Raw genomic sequence first — 22,192 nt, 5'->3', positions numbered from 1 at the left:
GCCCCGGGTGACGACCCATCGTCACCCGGGGCGCGGCGTTCTGGCCACCGCACCCGCCCGGCCGCCGGGTCAGCTCCGGCCGGGCAGCCGCAGCCGCCCGCGCAGCCGGCGCAGCACGTGCCGGGTCCACAGGGCGCTCATCGCCAGGCCGGGGGCGAGGTCGTCGCGGGCGTGCCAGGCCAGCTCGCGGCCGCCGGGGGCCGGGCGCAGGATGGTCAGCGGGGCGTAGTTCTCCACCACGAACGCCCGGCCCGGCCGGGGCGCGCCGTCCGGAACCGGACGGTGGGTCAGGTCCAGGTGCAGCGCGCGGACCACGTCCACTCCGGCGGTGTCGGTGAAGAGCCGGAACTGCGCTCCCGGGCGCGGGTTGAAGTCGAGCAGGTGGTAGCGCCCGGTCCTGCCGCAGCGGCGGAAGTCGAGGTCCAGGATGCCGCGGTAGCCGAGGGCGCCGGTGAGCCGTTCGGCGAGGGAGCGCACCTCGGGGTTGGGGGTCCACTCACCGACCGCCGTCAGGCCCGCGGTCCGCGGCCAGGCGTGCAGTTTGCGGCCGGGGCCGCCGGCCCGGACGGCGCCGGAGCGGTCGGCGTACCCGTGGAAGAACCAGTCGCGGTCGGGGCCCGGCGGCAGGAACTCCTGCAGCAGCAGCCGGCTGCCCGCCTCCGCCGAGCGCGCGTACAGCTCCCGCGCCTGCCGCGGGGAGTGCACCAGCACCGTGCTGCGCAGGTCACCGGCGGTGGGCAGCAGCCAGGGGCGGCTCCACTTCGCCACCACGGGCGGCCCGAGCCGCCGGGTGGCCTCGGCGGCCCGGCCGGCGCTGTCGGGGACCAGCGTGCGGGGATGGGGCAGGCCCAACGCGGTGCAGGTGGCGGCGAGTTCGGCCTTGTCGGCGACGCGTTCGGACAGGCCGGCCGGCATCGCGGGGAGCAGGTAGGCGGGGGCGAGCGCCGCGCGCAGGCGGCCCACCGCGACGGCGCTCGCGTCGTCCAGCGCGATCAGCACGGCGGGCCGGGCGATCTCGGCGGCGACCCGGCGCAGCACCGCGGCGACGTCGGCCGGGGACGCGTCCGGCCCGGGCGGCGGATGCAACCGCCGTACGAAACGGGACGTGCGGACCGGACTCGCCGCGCAGTCGGCGACCACGTGCACCTCCACCCCGGCCCGGCCCAGTGAGCGGACGGCGCCGAGGGTCCCGTGGTGGAAGGGGTTGCGGTCGATCCGCAGCAGGACCGCGGGCACGCGGAGGTCGAACAACGGCACGGTGTTAACTCCTTCGGTCGTTTCACCCGTGCGGGCGAGCGCGGCACTCGGACGCCGCACCCGCACTGGCGGGTCGCACCTCGACATGACTGAGTGTCAGTGGACGGACGGGGGAAGCCATCGGACGAGACGGCACCGTCGCCGCCCGCCGGCAGCGCGTCGGCCGGCGGCCGGTGCGGGAGCGCAGGAAGGAGCAGGCATGGCCGCTCAGCAGCGCCGGGCCCGGCCCCGGTGGCCGGTGTGCCTCGCGGCGACGCTGGTCGCGTCGGCCGCCCTGGCCACCGGCCCCGGAATCGCCCTGGGCCTGGGGGTGACGGTGGTCCCCGACCCGCCGGCTGCCTCGTCCACGGCGCCCACCGCCCCCACGCCCGGCCGGACCGGCACCCGGCCCTCGCCCCCGAAGCCGGACGTGCCGGGTGGCCCGGCCGCCCCCTCGGTCCCGCCGGTCCCCTCGATCCCGGGGCTCCCGTCCCTCCCACCGATCCCACCGGTCCCCGCGGTCGGGTCCGTCAAGCAGTTCCCCGCCTTCGGCGCCTACCTCCACTACGGCGAACCCGGCGTGCACCGGATCGAAGAGCTCAGCCGCTGGCTGGGCGGTGCCGACCTGCGCGTCGGGCACACCTATCTGCCGGGCGACCTGTGGAGCAACATCGCGGGCGCCCCCACCTTCCTGGAGGCGTGGGCCGACTGGCGCAACGCCGCGGACGACCGGCTCTTCGTGCTCAACGTGCCCATGCTGGAGCGCAACGAGGAGGGCCTCTCCGACGCCGAGGTCCGGGCGCTGCTGCGACAGGGCGCGGCCGGGGAGTTCGACCGCCACTTCCGGGCGCTCGCCGAGCGGCTGGTCGAGTTGAGGGTGCCGGACACGGTGATCGTCCTCGGCTGGGAGATGAACGGCATCACCTACAGCCATCGCTGCGGACCCGACCCGCAGGCCTGGAAGCAGTACTGGAACAGGATCGTCACCGCCATGCGCGCGGTGCCGGGCCAGAGGTTCCGCTTCGACTTCACCCCGAGCCGCGGCCGCGACGCCGTTCCCTGGACGCGGTGCTACCCGGGGGACGACACGGTCGACGTCATCGGCATGGACGCCTACGACCAGCCGGCCGGACTCTCCTTCGACGAACAGGTGGACGAGCCCTACGGGCTCCGCGAGCACGTGGAGTTCGCCCGGGCCCACGGCAAGGCGATCTCCTACCCGGAGTGGGGACTGTTCCGCAACGGCGACAACCCCGCGTACGTGCGCGGCATGCTCGCCTGGATGGACAAGCACAGACCGCTCTACAACACGCTGACCGACTACTGCCCGCACGGCGTCTGGCAGTGCGACGACAACCCCAGGGCCGCCGCCGTGTACCGGACGCTGCTCACCGGCCGCACCGACGCCGCCGCCCCGCAGCAGCCGCGGCCCACCCGGTCCGCGCCCGCGTCGCCCACGCCCACCCCGCGGCCCACCCAGCCGGCCCAGCCCGCGCCGGTCACGCCGCCCGCCGCCGCCCCGGACCCCTGCTCGCCGGTGGAGCTGGGCGACTGGGTGGAGCACTGGCTCGGCGGGAAGCCCTGCGTGCGGCTCGACGGGTGGTCGCGGATCGGCTGACCCGGCGCGCCGCCGGTGGCGGCGGGCCCCCTCAGGACCCGCCGCCACCGGTACGCCCCGTCCGCCGGCGCAGCAGCTCCTTGCCGCGCAGCCGCACACCGGCCCCGTACACCACCGCCGCCAGCAGCGGCGCGGTGTGCCGCCGGGCCAGCAGCAGCCGCTGGTTGACGACGGGCACGGGACGCCAGTGGTGCTTGTACGGCTCGTTGCCGCGCAGCAGGCTCAGCGTGCCCGGCGGGCCGCCGCGGGCCCGCTCGGCGCAGGCCTCCAGCAGCATCACCGCCACGTCCGCCTTGCGCTCCCGCAGCCGCGGATGGGCGCCGTACAGGTATCCGCCCGTCAGCCGCCCCGACACCAGCGTCAGGTCGACCGCCACCACGTCGTCGTCCAGCCGGAACTCGGTGACCACCGCGTCACCGGTGCGCGCCATCTCCGCCACCGAGCGCACCAGGTGGTCCCGGAACCGCGGCCGCAGATGCTCGGCCGTCACCTTCCGCCCCTGCCACTGCAACCGGTGCAGCTCCAGCAGCCGCCGCAGTGCCCGCTCCACCTCGTCCGGCCGCACGACACTCCGCTCGACGCCCAGCGCGCGCAGCCTGCGCAGCTTGGCCCGGGCCCGCTGCTGCGCCTTGGCCGACGGCAGCCGGGCCACCAGGTCCGCCATGGGAACGGCGGGCAGCTCCAGGCAGAGCGAGTCGCTCACCCGGCGCCGCGGCCCCCGCCAGCGCTCGTACACCCGCTCCGCCGCGGCCCCCGGCCGGACCTCGCGGAAGTCGATCAGCGCGGTGCGCGCGGCCGCCGCGAGCCCCTCGGCGAGCGCGGCCGGCGCCGCCGCCGCGTGCGCCGCGTCCAGCAGCACGTCCGCGTAGTCGGAGATCGCCCCGCCCAGCGGCACCAGCGACGGGACGGGACGCGTCACCCGCATCAGCGGGGCGGCTGCGACGAGTTCGCCGCCCGCGCGCACCAGCACCACCCGCAGCCGCCCGGGCCTGCCGTACGACAGCCACCACGAGTGCAGCCAGGCGTGGCTCTGGAACGGCGTGGCGGTGGGCGACCGCCCGTACAGGCGGCCCCAGGCGGGGGCGAGGCCGGCGAAGGCGGTCTCCTCGGTGACGACTTCGGCGCGGTACCCCGGCGTCACGGTGTGCCGTGCGCGTCGGCGGCGACGGCCGGGCCCGGCACCGAGACGGGGCGGCCCGGGCCGTCGGCGTCGCGCCGGGGCCGGACCAGCAGCGCCAGCCCGCCGAGCAGACCGCCCGCGCTCGCGCCGACCAGGCCGGTCAGCGCGGGGGAGGCGGAGGACGGTTCGGCCGGCTCGGTGGCGCGGGCGAACTGCTGGAGCTCCACGCGGGTGGCGCCCGCGGTGTCGCCCGCGTGCCGGGTCAGCGCGCGGGCCACGGCGTTGGCCATGTCGGCGGCGAGGCCGGGCCGCGAGGAGGTGGCGCTGACCGCGACCATCGGCGCGTCCGGCGAGGTCGCCGTCCGCACGCTGTCCCGCAGCGTCCGCGCCGGCACCCCCGCCCACACCTGGGCGTCCCCGAGCACCGCGACCTGCGTGGCGACCCGGCCGTAGGCCTGCGCGAAGCCCAGCGCGGCCTCCGGGTCGGCGTGCTCGGCCGGCACGGCGACGACGTAGCTGGTGGCCGTGTACGCCGGGGTCTTCAGCGCGCCGTACGCACCGCCGGCCAGCCCCCCGGCGACCACGCCGGCCGCGAGCAGGGTCCAGGGCGGCAGCGCCCGGACGCGGGCCCGCGGGCCGGCCGGGCGGTGCTGTCCGGTGGGGTTCTCGGTCATCACGAACTGACTCCCTGGGGTGACGGTGACGAGGGCGCCGCCTCGGGCGGGGCGGCGAGCGCGGTCGTGTAGACGTCCATGAGCCGGGCGGCGCTGCGGGTGACGCAGTAGTGCCGGGCCGCCTCGGGCGCGGTGCGGGGCCGCGGCCCGGCCGCCCGGACCTCGGCGACGGCGCGGGCGAACTCCTCGGCGCCGCCGGTCACCCGGCGGGCGGCCGGGGCGGTGTGCGCGGGCAGGTCCTCGATCGCCGGGCAGGAGGCGTGCACGACGGGCAGCCCGGCCGCCAGCGCCTCCACCACCGCGAGCCCGAACGCCTCCTCGGCGGACGGGGAGACCAGCAGGTCCATCGCCGCGGTGAGGGACGGCAGGTCGGGACCGGCGGAGCCGTCCGGGAGGCAGGGGCGTTCGCCGGTGAACAGCACCCGGTCGGCGACCCCGGCCTCCCGCGCGGTGCGGCGCAGCACCTGCTCCTCGGGGCCGCCGCCGACCAGCAGCAGCCAGTGGTCCGCGGGGAGCCGGGCCAGGGCCCGGACGGCGACGTCGAAGCGCTTGCCGGCGGCGAGGCGCCCGACCGCGCCGAGCACGTACGCGGTCTCCGGCAGGCCGAACCGCCGGCGGGTGCGCCGCCGCCGGGCCGGGTCGAAGCGGAACCGGGCGAGGTCGACGCCGTTCGGCACCATCTCGATCCGGCCGGCCGGGACGCCCCAGTCCCGCAGCCGCCGCGCGACCGTGGGGGAGACGGCGACCGTGGTCCGGCCCAGCCGCTCACTGGCCAGGTACAGCGCGCGGACGCCGGCGGTCAGGCGGCGGCCCTCCATCTGGGAGGCGCCCAGGGAGTGCTCGGTGGCGACGACCGCCCGGACCCCGGCGAGGCGGGCGGCGGGACGGCCGTAGACGCAGGCCCGGTAGAGGTGGGTGTGCACCAGGTCGTAGCCGCCGGCGCGGATGAGGCGGGTGAGCCGGGGCAGGGCGCCGAGGTCCCGGTTGCCGGCCATGCCGAGGTGGGTGACGCGTACCCCGTCGGCGACCAGGCCGTCGGCGACCGGGCCCGGATTGGTGAGGGTCACCACGTCGCAGTCGAGCGGGAGGTGCCGCAGCAGCAGCCGCAGTTGCTGCTCGGCGCCGCCGACCCCGAGGCCGGTGATGACGTGCAGGGCCTTCATCACACGCCCTCCACCGGACGGCGGCGCAGCCGGTGCAGCTTGTACTTCAGCAGCAGCCGCAGGGCGGTGTCCCGCTGCCCGAGGTGCACCCGGGGCAGGGCGTGCGGACCGGTGAGCGGGCCGGGGTCGATCGCGCAGGCGTAGCCGTACCCGGCCTCCCGCACGGCGTCGGCCGCGCGCCGGTCGACCGTGCCGTACGGGTAGCAGAAACCGGCGACCGGAGCGCCGGTCACCTCCGCGAGCGCCAACTTGCTCTCCACGGTCTCCGTCTTCAGCGTGACGTCGTCGGCCCGCGTCAGGTCGAGGTGGGTCAGCCCGTGCGACCCGATCTCGACGCCCTGCGCGGCCGCGCGGCGGACGCCGTCGGCGGTCAGCAGCGGCTTGCGCGGGCCGAGCGGGTCCCAGGTGTTCTCTCCGCCGAGGCGGCCCGGGAGGACGAAGAGGGTGGCGCCGCAGTCGTGGCGGCGCAGCACCGGCAGGGCGGCGTCGACGAAGTCGGCGTACCCGTCGTCGAACGTCAGCCCGACGAGGCCCTGGTCCTCGCCCCGGGCGCGGGCGGCGAGCAGCTCGGCCACGGACACGCCCCGCAGCCCGCGCCGGCGCAGCCAGCCGAGCTGCCGGTCCAGCCGGTCCGGGGTGACGGTGATGCGGTAGGGGTCGTCCGAACAGTCGCCCACGGAGTGGTACATCACCACCCAGGGGACCGGGGCCGGGGAGCGGACGGCGCGGGTGCGGCTGTCAACGGGAACGGACATACGGGAGCCTTCCGGTCACGGAACGAACGGAACGGAGCGCGGCCGCGACACCCTGCTCGCCCAGCACCCGGCCGAGCAGGACGAAGACCACGGCCACGGTGAGGCCGCCGAGGAGCAGCCCGGGCAGGGGCGCGGCGAACCGGCTCGCGGCGAGGAGGCCCGCGGCGGCCGCGGCGACGGCGGCGGCGAGCGGCCGGCCGAGGTCCATGAGCACATGGCGCAGGCGGAGCGGGACGACGGTGCGGGCCGCGCGCCCGGAGGCGTCCCGTGCCCCGCCGCGACCGCCGCCCGCCCGCGCCCCGCCGAGCAGCAGCACCGCCGTCAGCGTGATCCCCGCCGCGTTCGCCGCGGCGATGCCGCTCACCCCCCACGGCCCCACCGCCCACGCCCCGGCGCCGGCCGTCGCGGCGACGCCCGCCGTCATCGCGGCCGGCGGGTACCAGCTGGGGCGGCCGTCCGAGAAGTAGCTGCGCACCAGCGCGCCGACCAGGGTCTGGGCGAGCAGGCCGAGGGCGTAGACCCGCATGACGGCCGCCGTCGCGGCCGTGTCCTGGGCGGTGAACGCGCCCCGCTGGAAGAGCACCTGGATGATCTGCGGAGCGCACGCGACGACCGTGGCGGCACCCAGCAGCACGACGGACGCGGCCAGCGCCAGGTCCCGTTCGACCCGCTCGCGGGCCCGCCCGGTGTCCCCGTCGGCCAGGGCCCGCGCGACCACCGGGAAGGTGACCGTGCAGAGCATCAGCGACAGGGTCATCGGGATCTGCGCCACCTTCTGGGCGTAGTTCAGGTGCGAGATGGCCCCGGGGTCCAGGTGCGAGGCGAGGAACCGCTCGACGAGGACCTGGGACTGGCGGCACAGCGCGAACAGCAGCACCGCGCAGACCAGCGCGAGCCCCGTCCGGCGCTGCGGCGCACCGTCCTCCTCCGGCCCGCCGGCACCTTTCCCGCGCAACTGCCTCAGCAGCACCGGAAGTTGCACCGCCACCATCAGGCAGCCGCCGGCCGCGACCCCGGCCGCGGCCGAGCGCACCCCCCAGCGCCCGCCGAGCACCGCCATCACCGCGATGACGCCGGTGTTGTAGGCGACGTAGATCGCGGCCGGCGCCAGGAAGCGGCGGTGCGCCCGCAGCGCCGCGCTGCAGTACCCGGCGAGTCCGAAGCTCAGCACGCAGGTCGCCGTGAGCCGGGTGCAGTCGACGGCGAGCGCCGGGTCGGGCAGGCCGGGCGCCAGGGCGCCGACCAGGGCGGGGGCACCGGCCACGACCAGCCCGCCGGCGGTGACCAGGGCGAGCGACAGCCGGGGCAGGGTTTCGGCGACCAGGGCCCGCACCGGGTCGCCGGACGCGCCCCGCGCCCGGCGGGACAGCGCCAGGCTGAACGCCGGGATCAGCACGAGGGCCAGCCCGTCCTCGATCAGCAGCGTGGCCGCGAACTCCGGCACCGTCCAGGCGACCAGGAACGCGTCCGTCTCACCGCCCGCCCCGAACAGCCGGGCCAGCGCCTGGTCGCGCGCGAGCCCCAGCAGCGCGCCCGCCACGGAGAGCGCCGCGGTGAGCAGGGCGGCCCTGGCCAGGAAGGTGCGGGAGTCCGCGGGCGGTTCGGCGCCGTCCCCGAGAGGCGGCACGCGCCGTGCGCGGGGCACGGTGGGGCGGGCGGACCGCGGGGTACGGGGCGGCGTCACGTTCATCGTGCCGGTGCCTCTCGCGGGTGCCGGCCGGCCCGCGCCCGCCCCGGGGCGCGCCCGGGCGGCTCCTCGGCGCACCCGCCGGCCAGCGCCCACCAGGCCGCCAGGCCCAGGCAGACGGCGGTCAGCACGGTCGAGGGCCCGCCGATGTCGGCGTACAGGAAGTCGGTCAGCTGCCAGACCAGCAGACCGCAGGAGACCAGTGCGCAGTCGAGTCCGCCGGGGCCGCCGTGCGTCCGGGCCCGGGCGCGCGCCCGCGCCAGGCCCCGCACCGCGCACACCAGCAGCGCCAGCCAGCTCCCGGCGAGCGTCAGCAGCCCGATCAGCCCCTGCTCGCTGAGTACCAGCAGGTACATGTTGTGCGGGGAGAGCAGCGGCTGCCTGCGGAAGGCCGCGCCCGCGCCCTCGGTGTCGCCGGCCGCGGACAGCGCGAGCGAGGCGTGGGCGTCGCGGTACTCGGGGAAGGCCTTCAGCCCCACCCCGGTCAGCGGCCGGTCCCGCCACATGCCGGTCGCCGCCGCCCACAGGGTGTACCGGTCGGTGACCGACTGGTCGGGCGCGTCGGTGACCTGCGTGATGCTCGCGATCCGCTCCTGCAGCAGCGCCGTACCCACTCCGAGGCCGCCGACCAGCACCACCCCGGCCGCGACCGTCACCGCGCCCGCCCGCAGCGCGTGCCGCGCCCCGGCCAGCGCCGACTGCACCGCGCAGGTCACCGCGGTGGCGATCCACGCGCCCCGGCTGAAGGAGAGCGCGAGCGGCACCAGCAGCGCCAGCGCGCATCCCACGGCGACCACCCGCTGCCGTACGGGCGCGCGGCCGAGCGCCAGCCCGACCGCGCACACCACCCCGAACGCCACCACGGTCGCCATGCCCATGACGTCCTGCGGCCCGAAGGTGCCCACGGCCCGGATCGGCTGCCCCTGGTACGAGGCGCCGGTCCCCGTCACGTACTGGTGCACGCCGACCGCGCCCTGCCACCCGGCGAGCGCCACCAGCGACCAGGCGAGCAGGCGGAAGTCCCCCCGGTCGCGGATCAGCAGCAGCACGGCCGCCGGCACCAGCACGAACACCTGGAGGTAGCGGACCGTCCCGCTCAGCCCGGCCTCCGGCGACGCCGCGCCCGCCGCGGCCACCGCGATCCCGACGACGGGCAGCCCGAGGACCACGGCGGCGGTGCGGGACAGGGGGCGCCGCCGCTGCCGCAGCAGCCGTACGGCGCAGAACCCGACCACCAGCGCGCAGAGCGCGTCGGCCGGGGTCGCCCCGCCGTCGCCGCCCGGCTCGGACGGCAGTCCCAGCAGGGCGACCACGGCCACGACGGGCAGCACGGGGGAGGCCGTCCGGGGCGTCACGGGGGTCGCGGCGAGGCTCATCGGCGCTCAGCTCCCCGTCGGACGGACGAGCGCGACCGCCGTGCGCAGCAGGATGCACACGTCCTGCCACAGCGACCAGGTGTCGATGTACGCGTTGTCGAACCGGGCCCGGTCCTCGATCGAGGTGTCCCCGCGCAACCCGTTGACCTGGGCGAGCCCGGTGATCCCGGCCGGCATGCGGTGACGGGCCGCGTAGCCGGGGTGGGCCTGGCTGAACTGGGCGACGAAGTAGGGGCGCTCCGGGCGCGGGCCGACCATGCTCATGTCGCCGCGCAGGACGTTCCACAGCTGGAGCAGCTCGTCCAGCGAGGTGCGGCGCAGGAAGCGGCAGAACCACGGCATGGCCTGCTCGTTCGCCACGCTCCACCGGGTCGCCGACTCGTGCTCGTCGGCCGGGCGGTGGGTGCGCAGCTTCAGCAGGGTGAAGGGCCGGCCGTCCCGGCCGATCCGCTCCTGCCGGAAGACCACGCCCGGCCCCTCGCTGATCCGCAGCACGAGCGCGCAGAACAGCAGCAGCGGGCCGGCCGCCAGCAGCAGCGACCCGGACAGCACCACGTCCAGCACCCGCTTGCGCAGGCCCGCGCGCCGCCCGGAGCCGGGCCGGAGCCGCCGGCACGCGAAGCCGGCCAGCTGCTCCGGGGCCGGGTACCACGGCGCGTCCGCGTCCAGCTCCCACACCGCGCACCCGGACTCGGCGAGCGCCCGCAGCAGCGGCCCGTGCTGGGCGCGGACGGCGGGGTGGACCACCAGCACGTCCCGCACGCCGTTCTGGATGAGCGCCCGGTGGACCTCCTCGGCGCAGGTCAGCACCGGCAGCCCCGCGGCGCCGTCCGCCTGGTCGGCGACGATCCCCACCGGGCGCACCCCGCACCGCGGGTGGCGCAGGACGGCGCCCGCCACCCGCTGCGCGGCCGCCGCGGGCCCGACGACCAGCGCGGCCCGCGGCTGCCGCAGCAGCGCGACCCGGCGCCGCCAGTGCACCAGCGCACGCCCGGCGCAGTCCGCCGCGGCGTGCACGGTGAAGCCGAGCGCGAGCACGGCGGCCGGCAGCTCGCGCTCCGGGGGGTCCGCGGCGAGGAGCGCGGCGAGCGCCAGCCCGGCCACCGCGACCCGGCCGCACACGGCGGGCAGCTCGTCCAGCGCGCCCTGTCCGAGCCGGGGCGGCCGGTGCGGCCGCAGCAGTGCCGCGGCGAGGACCAGCAGGACCGCCGGGCCGGACCGGCCCAGCGTCAGCGCGCCCAGCACCGCCGCGCCGAGGTCGGCGACGAGCAGCGGCACCGGCGAGGCCGGCCAATCCGCGGGCCGTCTCGCCGGGAAGCGGCCCCCGGCGGCGCCGCGGGCGGGCGCGGGCACGACGGGGACGGTCGGACGTGGATGGTCCCGTGGCTGGGCGCCGGGGGAGGGGACCGTGCCGTGCGCAGTGCGTTCCGCAGTCACGAGTGGATGGACTCCCTGTACTCGGTGGACGCGGCGGGTCCCGCGGTCCCGGTGCCGAGGAGCGCGCGGTACACCTCCGCCACCGCCCCGGCGGTATGCCGTACGTCGTGCGCGGCCAGCACGTGCCGGCGGGCCCGGTGGCCGAGGGAGTCGCGCAGCGGCGGGTCGAGCAGCAGCGCGGCGACCGCGTCGGCCAGCGCGGCCGGATCCTCCGGCGGCACCAGGCAGTGCGGTGCCAGCCCGGCCGGCAGGCTCTCGCGGGCGCCGTCCACGTCCGTCGTCACCACGGGCCGGCCGCAGGCCATCGCCTCCAGCGGGGCCAGCGCCATGCCCTCCCAGCGCGACGGCAGCACGACCAGGTCGGCCGCCTGGTACCAGGGCGCGGGATCGGCGACCGCCCCCGCGAACCGCACCGGCGCCGGGGCGCGCAGGCGGTCCCGGCCGGGCCCGTCGCCGACCAGCACCAGCCGCGCCCCCGGCACCCGCCGGAGCACGGAGGGCCACGCGGCCAGCAGCACGTCCTGTCCCTTCTGCCGGCACAGCCGCCCCACGCAGACCACCAGCGGGGCGTGCGGATCGACGCCGGGTCCGAGCGAGGCGCGGGCGGCCGCACCGGCGGCGGGACGGAAGCGCCGGGTGTCGATCCCGTTCGGTACGACCGCCCACCGGGCGTCGATCCCGGCCCGCAGCCCGGTCCGCCGTTCCGCCTCGCTCACGCACACCGTCCGGTGCGCCCACCGCGTCCCGAACCGCTCCCAGCGCGTCGCCAGCGCGGCGGCCGGCCCGCCGACCGCCGCGAACGACCAGGCGTGCGGCTGGAACACCGTGGGGATCCGGCCCCGTACGGCGATCCGCCCGGCCAGCCCGGCCTTCGCGCTGTGCGCGTGCACCAGGTCGGGCCGCACGTCGGCGACCAGCCGCCGCAGCCGCCGTACCTCACCGGTGAGCGACGGTCCCGGCGCACGCGTGGCGGGCCAGTGCCGTACGTCGGCCCCCGACCGCCGGAGAATCCCGCCCAGCTCCCCGTCCGGGCAGGCGACGGTGACCCGCAGGCCGTCGGCGAGCTGGGCCCGCGTCAGGTCCGCGACCACCCGCGCGACCCCGCCCTCGACGGGCTGCGTGACGTGGAGGACCCGTGGCCGGGGGTCGGTGGCTGACTGGTGCATGGCGCGGCTTCCTCGCTCACGGATGACGCTGGACGGGCGGGAATACGCCTCACGGCCGGATGCCGGCGGCGACGAACAGCACACGGGCCAGGCCGCGTTCCGGTGGGGAACGAGCCGGATGGCCAACTGGTTATCGTTTGATCGGGAAACCCGCCGAGGGGATGCACGCGTACGAGCCGGGGCCGGGCGTGCCCGTCTGTGACGGGGTTCTCGCTCCCACCCGCTGAGCGGGGGGATTCAGGACGTCGTCGGCGGACTCGGCGATATCGAGGAGTGCGTCACCGGCCCCGGCGGGGCGGCCGCCCGTGCGACCGCGCTCACCGTTGCGGGTGACCGGCCCGGCAGGTGCGCGGTCGGCGCGAGAGCGCCCGCCGCCGCACGGCGCGGTGGCGGACCCGGGATGTTGCGCATGGCCGGCGTGCCCTTTCCGAGGCGTGCTCCAGGGGTGCGTACGCGGGGGCGTACGAAAAATGTGCGGACGACCGGCAACTCTAGCGACATTTAGGGCAAACATCAGATATTGGACAAGTGTGTCGGAAAAGTGAAAACCGCTCGATGATGGGATGGGATCACCCTCTTGGCGGCACAACTCCCGTGCGCGCCGCGCGTTGACACAGCGCCGGGCATCCGCCCGCATGTTTGTGTCAACCCCAAGGAGCACCTCTCCATGTCGCGTATCGCGAAGGGCCTGGTCCTGACCTCCGTCGCCGCCGCCACGGTGGCGGGTACCGCCGGCGTGGCCGCCGCCGACAGCGGCGCCCAGGCCGCCGCCGCCCACTCCCCGGGCGTGCTGTCGGGCAACGTTGTCCAGGCCCCCCTGCACGTCCCGGTCAACGTGTGCGGCAACACGGTCGACATCATCGGGCTGCTGAACCCGGCGTTCGGCAACGAGTGCGCCAACGACTGACGCCGACGCGCTCTCCGTGGCCGGCCGTTCTCCCCGGCGGGAGGGCGGCCGGTTCGCGCACCGGGGTGCGCGGTGGCGGAGCGCCCCCGATGGGGGAAGGGGACCGGACCGGACCGCGGTGCCCGACGCCGCCTCTCATCAGCGGCGATGCGGGCGGCGTGGCGATCACCCGTGACGCCCGACCGGTTGCGGAGTGTGATGATCGTTCGCACGGTGGACGCGTAACCAGACGCCCCACCGAAAGGAACGCCCATGCGTGGTCTGCCCGTACGGCGTATCGCGTCCTCCGCCCTCAGCGCCGCCCTCGTCCTGGGCGTCGCCGCCCCCGCTGCCGTCGCAGCCGACCACGACTCGGCCCGGTCGCACACGTCCACCCCCCTCCCGGGCGCGGACGCGCTGCTCCCGCAGGTCGAGTACCTGGCCGGTCTCGGCACCCCCCTCACCCCGGTGACCGGCCTGCTGGACACCGTCCTCACGGCGGAGAACGGCCAGCTCTCCGAGCAGCAGGCGACCGAGCTGGGGGAGGAGGTGCGCGAGGCGATCGCGGAGATCGCGGCCGGGACGCCGTCGACGCCCGCCGCCACCCCCTCGCCGTCCACCGCGCTGCCCTCGGCTCCGGCCGCTGCCGCGACCCCTGCGGCGCCCTCCGCTCCCGCGGCGCCCTCCACGCCGGCCGCTCCGTCGGCGCCGGCCGCCCCTTCGGTCCCCGCCGCTCCCGCCGTGCCTTCGGCTCCGGCCGCTCCCTCGGCTCCCGCCGCCGCGGTGACGACCCTGCCCGCGGCCGTCGACGAGGACTCCGAGGCCGCCGAGGACGTGGAGGTGTCGTCCGCCGAGGAGGAAGGCCTGGGCGACGCGTTGCAGGAGGTGATCGCCGACCTGCTCGACGCGGCCACGTCCGGCCTGGTCGACCAGGTGATCCCGGCGGCCACCGACGTGGTGAACGGCCTGATCGACCTCGTCACCGATCTGCTGGGCGGCGAGCAGTCCGCCGAGTCGAGCCCGGCGGCGCTGCCCGGCCTGCCGGCGCAGACGCCCGCGGCCTGAGCCGTCCCGGCACGGCGGTCACCGACCGCTGCGCCGGGACGGCCAGATGAGGAGGCGGAACGCCGTTTCCGCTCCTTGCGGAAATCGTTGGGCACGGCGTCAGACTTCCCCGCGGCAACGCGGGCCGCCGAAGAAAGGAACACGATGAAGTCGATGAAGTCGATGAAGGCCCTGAAGGCCGCCGCTGTCGTTGCCGGGTCCCTGGTCGTCGCGGGTGCCTCCGCGCCCGCGTTCGCCGCCCACAACCCCGCCGACCTCACGCCCACCAGCCTCAACGGCGCCGTGAACACGCTCACCAAGGGCCCCATCGACGTCATGCCGCTGAAGCACCGGTCGGAGGCGCTCGACACCGAGAACAAGAACTCCGTGCTCAGCGACGTCAAGGACGCCACCACCACGCTGAACAGGAGCGGGCTGCGAGGCGGTCTGCCGCTGCGGCGCTGAGGCCGCCCAGGTCCATCAGCCGTGCGCCCGAAGGGCCGGTTCCGTCTCCCCTCCGGAATCGGCCCTTCGCCCGTCTCCGGGGCGCGTCCCTCGTACGGGTGGACCCCCCGGGGGCGCTGGTCCGCTCGGGTGAGAGCGCGGCCGGCCCGGCTCCGGCGCGTGGATAAGGTCGCGCGGTGACCACAACCCCCGGCGAAGCCCGCCCGTTCCACCCCGCCGACCTGGGCACGCTCGTCATCATGCCGTGGACCGGGAAGGTCGAGGACGGCAACGACATGCCCTACCTCCTCGCCTGCTCCCGCGGGGACGCCCCGAACGGTCCCGAGGCCGCGAGCGCGGCCGTCGCGGGACTGCTGAACGAGGCCGGTCTGACCCTCGGCGAAGAGGTGATCGACGGCGGCGCCCGGCCGAGCCTCCCGGTCAACCTGCTCGTCGTGGCCGGCCAGGCCGTCGTCACCATGCCGCGCCTGAACACCCAGTGCCCGGTGCAGCCGGCCTGGCTCGCGGCCGTCGCCGAACGCGGCTACGCCTACCTGCTGTTCACCGCCCGCCCCTGGCCCGAGGCCCGGGTCGGCGAGGCCGTCACCCCCGACGCGCTGCGCGAGTTCGTCAGCGACGAGGAGACCGTGCGGGCCTCCGTGCATCTGCTCCTGCCCGCGCGCAGCCTGCGGCAGTGATGGCGAAGGCCGCCGCCCAGCACGCGCGCCGGACCGGGACCGCCGGCGCCGGGCGCGGGTTCGCCCTGCTGCTGGTGCTCACCGGAGCGGCGGGGCTGCTGGCCTCCTGGGTCATCACCCTGGACAAGTTCAAGCTGCTGGAGGACCCCGGCTTCACGCCGGGATGCAGCCTGAACCCGGTGGTGTCCTGCGGCAGCGTGATGGAGAGCGACCAGGCCGCGGCCTTCGGGTTCCCCAACCCGATGCTCGGCCTGGCCGCCTACGCCGTGGTGATCTGCGTCGGCGTCAGCCTGCTGGCCGGCGCGGCCTTCCCCCGCTGGTACTGGCTGGCCTTCGACGCGGGCTGCCTGTTCGGCGTGGCGTTCGTCTCCTGGCTCCAGTTCGAGTCGCTGTACCGGATCAACGCGCTGTGCCTGTGGTGCGCGCTGGCCTGGGCGGCCACCATCCCGCTGTTCTGGTACGTGACGTCGTACACCGTGCGGCGGGAGTTCCTGCCCGTCCCGCGTCCGGTACGGACGTTCTTCGACGAGTTCACGTGGCTGCTGACGCTGGTGCACCTCGCGGTCGTCGGCATGCTGATCCTGACGCGCTGGTGGGACTTCTGGACGAGCTGACCCTCGTACTACTCCGGCAGTCGGGCGAATTGTGCGCTGGTGCTGTTTCCCGGCTCGTTACCCGATACGCACGCACAGCTCGCCGAAGTGCCGGAAGGGACCGCATCCGAGATGAAGCCGACCACCCGAGGAACCCTCGCCGCAGTGCTCACGTGTATGGCGGCCGCCGCGACCGGTGCCGCCGCCGCGTCCCCCGCCGCCGCGGTCCCCGTTCCCGTGCCGCTGGAGGGCGCCGAGACCGCCCTCGGCGTGGAACTGCCCCGCATCGGCGCGGAGATCCCGGCGCCGAAGCCGGGCTCGCCGGAGGGGCCGCGGTACGTCGAGGGCCGCCTCCTCCCGGAGCGGGCGCTGCCGCAGCTGCCGGTCTCCGGCGGGCTGCCCGGCGCGGACCTGCGAGCCCCGCTGCCGCGGCTCCTCGCCGACGGCTTCGACCACCTGGACGTCTCCGCGCCCGCCTCCGACCTGCGCGCACTGGCCCCCGGCCTGGACGTGGACGCCCCGCTCACCGCCCCCGACCGCTTCGGCCTGCCCGACCCGAAGCTGCCCGAGGTCGGCGTGCCGGCCCCGGCCCTGCGGACGGTGCCGGCCGCGAACCTGGCGACGGGCCCCGGGCTGTAGGAACGCACCGGGCCCGGGCGGCGGGGTCCGGGCCCGCGTTCTGTCCGGGCCGCGACGGTGACCGGCCGGGGTGCCGCGCGGTTACTCCGGTACGACAACCGAACCGGAGGAGGAGCACAGGATGGTCGTCAGCGGCGCGACGGCGGGAACGATGACGGGGGCCATGACGGGGGCGATGACGGGGGCGGTGACGGGGGCGGTGCCCGTGGACGGGGAAGGCGGCGGAGCCGCGCGACCGGGAACGGCGAACGCGGCGGGTGGTGCGCGCGGTGCGGTGCGGGACCCGGGGCGGGACCCGGGGCGGGACCCGGGGCGGGACCCCGGGCGGGACCTCGGATGGGGCTCGCGGCGGGACGCCGTACGGGGGCTGCTCGCGTCGGTCGCCGCCGTGCTGGCGCTGCCGGGCTGCCGACCCGCCGGGGCGGTGTTCGAGGAGACGTACCGCGGCCGCCGGATCCGCGGCGCCGGGAGCCGGGTCACCGTGGACGGGCGCCCGCTGCACCTGATGCGCCGCGCGGACGGCACCTGGCTGAGCATGGTCGACCACTACTGCTCGTACCCCACCCCCCTGGAGGCGGCCCGCGCGGCCGTCGACGAGCTGGGGCCGGCGGGGCGGCTGCCGCTGCCGGGAGGGGAGCACCATGGCGTACACGCGTAAGGACGTCAGCACGCTGACCGGCAGCGAGAGGCGGCGGTTCGTCGACGCGCTGCTGCGGCTGAAACGGCGGGGCGAGTACGACGAGTTCGTGCGGACGCACATCGAGTACTACGTCGCCGACGGCGAGGACGGTCTGCGGACGGCCCACATGGCGCCGTCCTTCCTGCCCTGGCACCGGCAGTTCCTGCTGGAGCTGGAGCGGGCGTTGCAGCGGGTGGACCCGTCGGTGACGGTGCCGTACTGGGACTGGACCCGTGACCGCACGGCGCGCTCGGTGCCCTGGACCAAGGACCTGCTGGGCGGCACCGGGCGGCGGTCCGACCGGCAGGTGACGACCGGGCCCTTCGCGTACGCCGAGGGCAACTGGACGATCAACGAGAACGTGTCGGACGTGAAGTTCCTGACCCGGGACCTCGGCCGGTCCCGGGACCCGATCGAACTGCCCACCAGGGGGGATGTGGAGTGGGCGCTCAAGGACCCGGTGTACGACGTCGCTCCCTGGGACTCGACTGTGGGCAAGGGGTTCCGCAACAAGCTGGAGGGGTGGGGTGCCGGGCGGGGCAGCGTGTCCTGGCGGAACCACAACCGGGTGCACCGGTGGGTCGGCGGGGCCATGGTCGGCGGGGCCTCGGCCAACGACCCGGTCTTCTGGCTGCACCACGCGTTCGTCGACCTGCTGTGGTCGCGCTGGCAGCGGCGGCACCGTGAGCACCGGTACCTGCCGGCGAGGCCGCCGGGACGGGGCGACCGGCAGCGCGGGCGGGTGGTGGCGCGGCACGAGGCGCTGCCGCCGTGGGACGTGACGCCCGATCAGCTGGAGGACCACGGGCGGTTCTACCGGTACGGCTGAGCCGGCCGGCCCCGGGCGTCGGTGTCCGGGCCCCGGCCGTCCGGGGGCCGCGCGGGCGCGGAAGAGCCCCGGCGCTCGGGGGTGCCGGGGCTCGTGAGGTACGTGGGTACCTCGGGGTACTGGTCGGTACCTCGCCGGGTCGTGGTCAGTACCCCGTGGTGTACCGCGTCTCAGCTGCCGTATCCGACGGCCTTGTTCCCGCCGTCCTTGTGGTCGCTGAGGTTCTGGCAGGTGTTGCCGAAGGCCGGGTTCAGCACCCCGACGACGTCGATGGTGTTCCCGCACACGTTGACCGGCACGTGGACCGGGATCTGGACGACGTTGCCCGACACCACGCCGGGCGAGCCGACGGCAGCCCCCTGGGCATCCGCGTCCGCCAGGGCGAGACCGGCCCCGCCGAGGACCATGGCACCCGTGCCGAGGGCGACACCGGCCGCCTTCGCGATGCGTGACATCACGTTCTCCTTACTGACTCGGTAAGCGCGGCAGCAGGACATGCCGCCGACTCCCCGTTCAACGCGCCCACCGGGACCGGGTCACGGTGATCATCTGCGGATCACCCTTTCCGAACAGGGGTTACGCGCGGGCCGGAGGGGTGGGTGACGGACGACGGAGCGCCCTGCGGGCTGGGCCGCGCACCTGGTGGCGGGGGCGGGTGCGGGCAGCGGCCGGCGTGTCTACCTCCGCTCGGGCCTTCTGGCCGCCCTCCGCGACATCCACGCCAGACATCCCCACCGGGCGACCGCGCCCACGGCGAGGGCGACCAGGACCGCTCCCCAGTCGATCACGTGCGGCAACCCCGGGAAGAAGGCGAAGAAGACGAGAGCCCCCACCGCGCCCACCAGAAACCCCGCACCCCCGACCTGCCGACGCCGTGCGTCCCCCGCCTTCCCAGAGCCCTGCTCCGGCTTCTGCCCCTGACCCTGATCGATCATGAACGGCTCACTTCGTGATGTGATGGCACTGACTCACGCGACGCACGCCGTTGACATGGAGGCGGGCGCACGCCTTGCCATAACGAGGCAGGGTCTGCGGAGGGTTGGTCCGCATGGGGTCGATCCTGCACTCGCTGTGAGTCTTGCCACGTGCGGTGCGATAGGTGCGATTGTTGGTGTCGGCGTACGTGAAGTCGATCCGCCAGTTGCAGAAACCGCTGCTCAGTGCGGCCGCGAAGGCACAGTCGACACCGGCGTTCTGGTAGGTGATCTTCCTGCCGCTCCCCCGGATGACATGCGTGAACATGCAGCCGGTCGGAACCTTCACGTTCATGCCGCCCACGCTGTACTCGAAGGTGCGCACCGGAGTCGAGCCGATCGCCCCGGCGTGCGCGGGGGCCGGTGTGCCGAGGATGACGGCTCCTGCGGTGGCCAGAGCTGTGAGCAGGTGCCTGACGTTGTGCATGACCCGGGTGGCCCCTTCTGATGATCTCCCGATGAGTACCCGGAGCAACGCGCTCGGCGGACGCAGGTTGCTGTTTCTCCGCGGATTCACTGCGGCCGGTGATCAGGAGATCCGCGGGGCTGACCAGCAGGAACGTTCATGGTCGCGAGCCCTGTCCGCGCTCGGCCCCCGACCGCCGGGCCCGGCCCGCAAAAAAGCCCTCCCGGAGGGAGGGCGGAGACTGGCGCCCCCGGCAGGACTCGAACCTGCGGCCAAGCGCTTAGAAGGCGCCTGCTCTATCCACTGAGCTACGGGGGCCGGTGTGTGGCCTCTGTCGTGGGTGCCCGGGTTGTGGGCTGATCCGTGACGTCGCCGGGGACAAGGATAGGGCTCCCGGATCCTTGACCCTGTTGCTTCGCCTCCGTGGCTCGATGTGGAGGTTCGGTGAAGCGGTCCTGATAATCGCAGGCAGGTGCGAATCGTGCATCGCTTTTGGCGCCTCGCGCGCCGGGTGTTGTGCACTCGTTATGCCTCGACTGGGGCCGCGTCCCAGTCGCCCCTTCCGTCCCTTGTGTTCTATCGGCACGCAGACATGCTCATATGCTTCAGATATCCCATAAAATTGGGCATTCTTCGCATGTGGTGACCTTGGACGTACGGCCTCAGCTGCTCGACGCACTTTCCGCGCTGCGCGACCGCGTCGCCGCCGCACGCTTCCCGCTCCCCCTGGCGGGCGCCCCGCGAGCGCGTGCGAACCGCGACGAACTGCTCGCCCAGCTCGACGACTACTTGGTGCCCCGGCTGAAAGAGCCCGACGCACCCTTGCTGGCCGTCGTGGGGGGCTCCACGGGCGCCGGCAAGTCGACCCTCGTCAACTCGCTCGTCGGGCGCAGAGTGAGCGAGGCGGGCGTGCTGCGGCCCACCACCCGCACGCCCGTGCTCGTCTGCCACCCGGAGGACCATCACTGGTTCAGCGGCATGCGCGTCCTGCCCGAACTTCCCCGCGTGTGGGTGCCCCACAACGAGCCCGAAGACGATCCGCTCCTGCACGGCGCGAACCCCGCGCGCGTGCTGCGCATCGAGACCGCCGAGACCCTGCAACCCGGCCTGGCCCTCCTCGACGCGCCCGACATCGACTCCCTGGTCGCCGACAACCGCACCCTCGCCGCCGAGCTGATCTGCGCCGCCGACATCTGGGTCATGGTCACCACGGCCGCCCGGTACGCCGACGCCGTCCCCTGGCACCTGCTGCGCACCGCCAAGGAGTACGACGTCACCCTGATCACCGTCCTCGACCGCGTCCCCCACCAGGTGGTCTCCGAGGTCTCCCGGCAGTACGCCGCCCTGCTCACCAAGGCCGGCCTCGGCGATGTGCCCCGCTTCACGGTGCCCGAGCTGCCCGAGTCCGCCTGGGGCGGCGGCCTGCTCCCGGCCACCGCCGTGGCACCGCTGCGCACCTGGCTCGTGCAGCGGGTCCAGGACCCGGTGACCCGCCGGCACACCATGGCCCGTACGGCGTACGGCGTCCTCGCCTCGCTCAAGTCCCGGATGCCCGAGCTGGCCGGCGCCGCCGCCGCGCAGTACGCCGCCGCCCTCCGGCTCACCTCCGCCGTCGACACGGCCTACGACAGCGAGCACACGCGCGTGCGGGGGCGTCTGCAGTCCGGCGCCGTGCTCGCCGGGGACGCCCTGAAGCGCTGGCGGGCCTTCCCGCTCGACTGCACCGCCGGTGAGCTCCTCGACGCCCTCGTGGAGAGCCTCGGTACGTTGCTGCTGTGCGCCGTCACCGCCGCCGACGAGCGCGTCGACGAGGCCTGGCGCCGCGAACCGGCGGCGAGCGCCCCGGAACTCGCCGACCGCGACACCTCCCAGGAGAACGCCGAACACCGGATCGGGATGGCGGTACGGCGCTGGCGGCGCGAGGTCGAGGAGTACGCCGAGGACGAGGTCCGCGCCCTCGACCGCAGCGCCTCGCCGGATCCCGAGGTGGTCGCCGCCCTGGTCGTCACCGCGCTGCTGGGCGGCCGCCGGGCCCGCACGGCGGGCGAGGGGCTCGCCGAGCGGATCGGCGCGCACGGGGCGCTGCGGCTGCGCGACCGGGGCGGGCGGCTGCTCACCGAGTGCGTGGACCGGGTCCTGCACCACGAGCGCGAGCGCCGCCTGGCGCCCCTCGACGCCCTCGACGTCCATCCCGAACCGCAGGCCGAGCTCATCGCCGCGTTGTCCGTACTGCAGAAGGAGAGGTGACCGGTGACTGCCGTCACTGACCAGGACCACACGGGACACGCCGATCCCGAGCAATCGGAGAGGCCGGAGAAGCCGGAGGGGCCGGAGGGGCCGGAGGGGCCGGAGGGGCCAAAGGGGCTGAAGAGGTCGCAAGTGCCGGAGGGACTGAGCAGGCTGGGCGTACAGGCAGGGCCGGAAGGGTCCGGGTCGGGCGAGGGGCTGGGCCGGCGGGAGGGGGCAGAAGAGACAGAAGGGGCGGAAGGGCCAGGAGGGTCCTTCGCGGGGCCGGAGCGGCCCGGACAGGCGGGAGAGCCGCTGGAGCCGGGGAGACGGCCGGACGACGCCGTCGCCGTCCCCGCGCGCGAGGGCGAACGCACGGAACGTCATGAGGGCGGCGGTCCCGACGGAGGTCCCGACGGAGGTGATGCCGAGGTCCGTGAGGGTGGCGCCCCTGAGGGCGGTGCCGCTGCGGCGGGCGACACCGTGGCGGGTGCCCCTGGGGAGGGCGATCCCGAAGTGGGCGCCAATGGGGTGCATTCCGG

The 22,192-nt window shown here is 75.6% G+C and carries 22 protein-coding genes and 1 tRNA gene; 10 read left to right on the top strand and 13 right to left on the bottom strand.

Annotation, left to right across the window (positions count from 1 at the left end; genetic code table 11):
* Nucleotides 1-69 precede the first annotated feature (69 nt).
* The gene (locus ACFF45_RS26680) at nt 70-1,257 is read right to left on the bottom strand and encodes a carboxylate--amine ligase (RefSeq protein ID WP_381349062.1); all 1,188 of its coding nucleotides are present in this window, start codon (nt 1,255-1,257) and stop codon (nt 70-72) included.
* 199 nt (nt 1,258-1,456) lie between these two features.
* On the opposite strand from ACFF45_RS26680, the gene ACFF45_RS26675 reads away from it, so the two are divergent.
* A complete protein-coding gene (locus tag ACFF45_RS26675) occupies nt 1,457-2,854 on the top strand; it encodes a glycoside hydrolase family 26 protein (RefSeq protein WP_381349061.1) in 1,398 nt (465 codons plus the stop codon).
* 31 nt (nt 2,855-2,885) lie between these two features.
* Here ACFF45_RS26675 and ACFF45_RS26670 read toward each other — a convergent pair whose 3' ends face one another.
* From ACFF45_RS26670 to ACFF45_RS26635, 8 genes are read right to left on the bottom strand one after another with little or no spacing between them, the layout of a single operon-like run.
* Complete coding sequence (locus ACFF45_RS26670; RefSeq protein ID WP_381349060.1) at nt 2,886-3,995, bottom strand: GNAT family N-acetyltransferase; 1,110 nt, start codon at nt 3,993-3,995, stop codon at nt 2,886-2,888.
* Nucleotides 3,992-4,648 (bottom strand): YveK family protein, encoded by a 657-nt coding sequence (locus ACFF45_RS26665; protein WP_381349058.1) that lies wholly within the window; start codon nt 4,646-4,648, stop codon nt 3,992-3,994. Before ACFF45_RS26665 ends, ACFF45_RS26670 begins: the two co-directional genes overlap by 4 nt.
* A complete protein-coding gene (locus tag ACFF45_RS26660; RefSeq protein ID WP_381349056.1) occupies nt 4,648-5,811 on the bottom strand; it encodes a glycosyltransferase in 1,164 nt (387 codons plus the stop codon). The genes ACFF45_RS26665 and ACFF45_RS26660 overlap by 1 nt, the downstream gene beginning before the upstream one ends.
* The gene (locus ACFF45_RS26655; RefSeq protein ID WP_381349054.1) at nt 5,811-6,566 is read right to left on the bottom strand and encodes a polysaccharide deacetylase family protein; all 756 of its coding nucleotides are present in this window, start codon (nt 6,564-6,566) and stop codon (nt 5,811-5,813) included. Before ACFF45_RS26655 ends, ACFF45_RS26660 begins: the two co-directional genes overlap by 1 nt.
* The gene (locus tag ACFF45_RS26650; protein ID WP_381349053.1) at nt 6,550-8,256 is read right to left on the bottom strand and encodes a lipid II flippase MurJ; all 1,707 of its coding nucleotides are present in this window, start codon (nt 8,254-8,256) and stop codon (nt 6,550-6,552) included. Before ACFF45_RS26650 ends, ACFF45_RS26655 begins: the two co-directional genes overlap by 17 nt.
* A complete protein-coding gene (locus ACFF45_RS26645; protein WP_381349051.1) occupies nt 8,253-9,629 on the bottom strand; it encodes an O-antigen ligase family protein in 1,377 nt (458 codons plus the stop codon). Before ACFF45_RS26645 ends, ACFF45_RS26650 begins: the two co-directional genes overlap by 4 nt.
* 6 nt (nt 9,630-9,635) lie before the next feature.
* Nucleotides 9,636-11,066, bottom strand: coding sequence for an exopolysaccharide biosynthesis polyprenyl glycosylphosphotransferase (locus tag ACFF45_RS26640; RefSeq protein WP_381349049.1), 1,431 nt, complete (start codon nt 11,064-11,066; stop codon nt 9,636-9,638).
* A complete protein-coding gene (locus tag ACFF45_RS26635) occupies nt 11,063-12,232 on the bottom strand; it encodes a glycosyltransferase family 4 protein (RefSeq protein ID WP_381349048.1) in 1,170 nt (389 codons plus the stop codon). Before ACFF45_RS26635 ends, ACFF45_RS26640 begins: the two co-directional genes overlap by 4 nt.
* 667 nt (nt 12,233-12,899) lie before the next feature.
* Between ACFF45_RS26635 and chpG the strand changes: the two genes are divergently transcribed.
* From chpG to ACFF45_RS26595, 8 genes are all read left to right on the top strand, one after another.
* The gene (gene chpG / locus ACFF45_RS26630) at nt 12,900-13,139 is read left to right on the top strand and encodes a chaplin ChpG (protein WP_381349047.1); all 240 of its coding nucleotides are present in this window, start codon (nt 12,900-12,902) and stop codon (nt 13,137-13,139) included.
* Between the two features lie 252 nt (nt 13,140-13,391).
* Entirely contained in the window at nt 13,392-14,183 is a 792-nt protein-coding gene (locus ACFF45_RS26625) for a hypothetical protein (RefSeq protein WP_381349045.1), read from the top strand.
* A gap of 162 nt (nt 14,184-14,345) precedes the next feature.
* Nucleotides 14,346-14,627, top strand: coding sequence for a hypothetical protein (locus ACFF45_RS26620; RefSeq protein ID WP_381349067.1), 282 nt, complete (start codon nt 14,346-14,348; stop codon nt 14,625-14,627).
* A 176-nt stretch (nt 14,628-14,803) separates the two neighbouring features.
* The gene (locus ACFF45_RS26615) at nt 14,804-15,304 is read left to right on the top strand and encodes a DUF5949 family protein (protein WP_381349044.1); all 501 of its coding nucleotides are present in this window, start codon (nt 14,804-14,806) and stop codon (nt 15,302-15,304) included.
* Entirely contained in the window at nt 15,304-15,918 is a 615-nt protein-coding gene (locus ACFF45_RS26610; protein ID WP_381349066.1) for a vitamin K epoxide reductase family protein, read from the top strand. Before ACFF45_RS26615 ends, ACFF45_RS26610 begins: the two co-directional genes overlap by 1 nt.
* Before the next feature lie 111 nt (nt 15,919-16,029).
* On the top strand, nt 16,030-16,536 hold the full coding sequence (locus tag ACFF45_RS26605) for a hypothetical protein (RefSeq protein WP_381349042.1): 507 nt from the start codon (nt 16,030-16,032) through the stop codon (nt 16,534-16,536).
* 175 nt (nt 16,537-16,711) lie between these two features.
* Nucleotides 16,712-17,194 carry a tyrosinase family oxidase copper chaperone gene (locus ACFF45_RS26600; protein WP_381349064.1) on the top strand — a complete coding sequence of 161 codons (483 nt, stop codon included), beginning with the start codon at nt 16,712-16,714 and terminating at the stop codon, nt 17,192-17,194.
* The gene (locus tag ACFF45_RS26595; RefSeq protein WP_381349041.1) at nt 17,178-18,044 is read left to right on the top strand and encodes a tyrosinase family protein; all 867 of its coding nucleotides are present in this window, start codon (nt 17,178-17,180) and stop codon (nt 18,042-18,044) included. The genes ACFF45_RS26600 and ACFF45_RS26595 overlap by 17 nt, the downstream gene beginning before the upstream one ends.
* 170 nt (nt 18,045-18,214) lie before the next feature.
* On the opposite strand, the gene ACFF45_RS26590 is transcribed toward ACFF45_RS26595, so the two are convergent.
* The 4 genes from ACFF45_RS26590 to ACFF45_RS26575 form a co-directional block, all read right to left on the bottom strand.
* Nucleotides 18,215-18,499 (bottom strand): chaplin, encoded by a 285-nt coding sequence (locus ACFF45_RS26590; RefSeq protein ID WP_381349040.1) that lies wholly within the window; start codon nt 18,497-18,499, stop codon nt 18,215-18,217.
* A gap of 222 nt (nt 18,500-18,721) precedes the next feature.
* Nucleotides 18,722-18,979 carry a hypothetical protein gene (locus ACFF45_RS26585; protein WP_381349039.1) on the bottom strand — a complete coding sequence of 86 codons (258 nt, stop codon included), beginning with the start codon at nt 18,977-18,979 and terminating at the stop codon, nt 18,722-18,724.
* Nucleotides 18,980-18,986: 7 nt separating this feature from the next.
* Nucleotides 18,987-19,445 (bottom strand): hypothetical protein, encoded by a 459-nt coding sequence (locus tag ACFF45_RS26580; protein WP_381349038.1) that lies wholly within the window; start codon nt 19,443-19,445, stop codon nt 18,987-18,989.
* Between the two features lie 221 nt (nt 19,446-19,666).
* Nucleotides 19,667-19,742 (bottom strand) — tRNA-Arg (locus ACFF45_RS26575).
* Between the two features lie 321 nt (nt 19,743-20,063).
* On the opposite strand from ACFF45_RS26575, the gene ACFF45_RS26570 reads away from it, so the two are divergent.
* A complete protein-coding gene (locus ACFF45_RS26570) occupies nt 20,064-21,671 on the top strand; it encodes a dynamin family protein (RefSeq protein WP_381349037.1) in 1,608 nt (535 codons plus the stop codon).
* The last annotated feature ends 521 nt before the right edge of the window (nt 21,672-22,192 follow it).

The organism is Streptomyces cinereospinus, assembly GCF_042430725.1.
Lineage (GTDB): Bacteria > Actinomycetota > Actinomycetes > Streptomycetales > Streptomycetaceae > Streptomyces > Streptomyces cinereospinus.
Note: the sequence above shows the minus strand (reverse complement) of the source record. Positions and strands in the feature narration are given on the sequence as shown.

Bases quoted from the DNA above. Each gene is read 5' to 3' on its own strand.
- ACFF45_RS26675 (WP_381349061.1), top strand. From the start codon at position 1,457: ATGGCCGCTCAGCAGCGCCGGGCCCGGCCCCGGTGGCCGGTGTGCCTC.
- ACFF45_RS26665 (WP_381349058.1), bottom strand. From the start codon at position 4,648: ATGACCGAGAACCCCACCGGACAGCACCGCCCGGCCGGCCCGCGGGCC.
- ACFF45_RS26660 (WP_381349056.1), bottom strand. From the start codon at position 5,811: ATGAAGGCCCTGCACGTCATCACCGGCCTCGGGGTCGGCGGCGCCGAG.
- ACFF45_RS26655 (WP_381349054.1), bottom strand. From the start codon at position 6,566: ATGTCCGTTCCCGTTGACAGCCGCACCCGCGCCGTCCGCTCCCCGGCC.
- ACFF45_RS26650 (WP_381349053.1), bottom strand. From the start codon at position 8,256: ATGAACGTGACGCCGCCCCGTACCCCGCGGTCCGCCCGCCCCACCGTG.
- ACFF45_RS26645 (WP_381349051.1), bottom strand. From the start codon at position 9,629: ATGAGCCTCGCCGCGACCCCCGTGACGCCCCGGACGGCCTCCCCCGTG.
- ACFF45_RS26635 (WP_381349048.1), bottom strand. From the start codon at position 12,232: ATGCACCAGTCAGCCACCGACCCCCGGCCACGGGTCCTCCACGTCACG.
- chpG (WP_381349047.1), top strand. From the start codon at position 12,900: ATGTCGCGTATCGCGAAGGGCCTGGTCCTGACCTCCGTCGCCGCCGCC.
- ACFF45_RS26625 (WP_381349045.1), top strand. From the start codon at position 13,392: ATGCGTGGTCTGCCCGTACGGCGTATCGCGTCCTCCGCCCTCAGCGCC.
- ACFF45_RS26620 (WP_381349067.1), top strand. From the start codon at position 14,346: ATGAAGGCCCTGAAGGCCGCCGCTGTCGTTGCCGGGTCCCTGGTCGTC.
- ACFF45_RS26610 (WP_381349066.1), top strand. From the start codon at position 15,304: ATGGCGAAGGCCGCCGCCCAGCACGCGCGCCGGACCGGGACCGCCGGC.
- ACFF45_RS26605 (WP_381349042.1), top strand. From the start codon at position 16,030: ATGAAGCCGACCACCCGAGGAACCCTCGCCGCAGTGCTCACGTGTATG.
- ACFF45_RS26600 (WP_381349064.1), top strand. From the start codon at position 16,712: ATGACGGGGGCGGTGACGGGGGCGGTGCCCGTGGACGGGGAAGGCGGC.
- ACFF45_RS26595 (WP_381349041.1), top strand. From the start codon at position 17,178: ATGGCGTACACGCGTAAGGACGTCAGCACGCTGACCGGCAGCGAGAGG.
- ACFF45_RS26590 (WP_381349040.1), bottom strand. From the start codon at position 18,499: ATGTCACGCATCGCGAAGGCGGCCGGTGTCGCCCTCGGCACGGGTGCC.
- ACFF45_RS26585 (WP_381349039.1), bottom strand. From the start codon at position 18,979: ATGATCGATCAGGGTCAGGGGCAGAAGCCGGAGCAGGGCTCTGGGAAG.
- ACFF45_RS26580 (WP_381349038.1), bottom strand. From the start codon at position 19,445: ATGCACAACGTCAGGCACCTGCTCACAGCTCTGGCCACCGCAGGAGCC.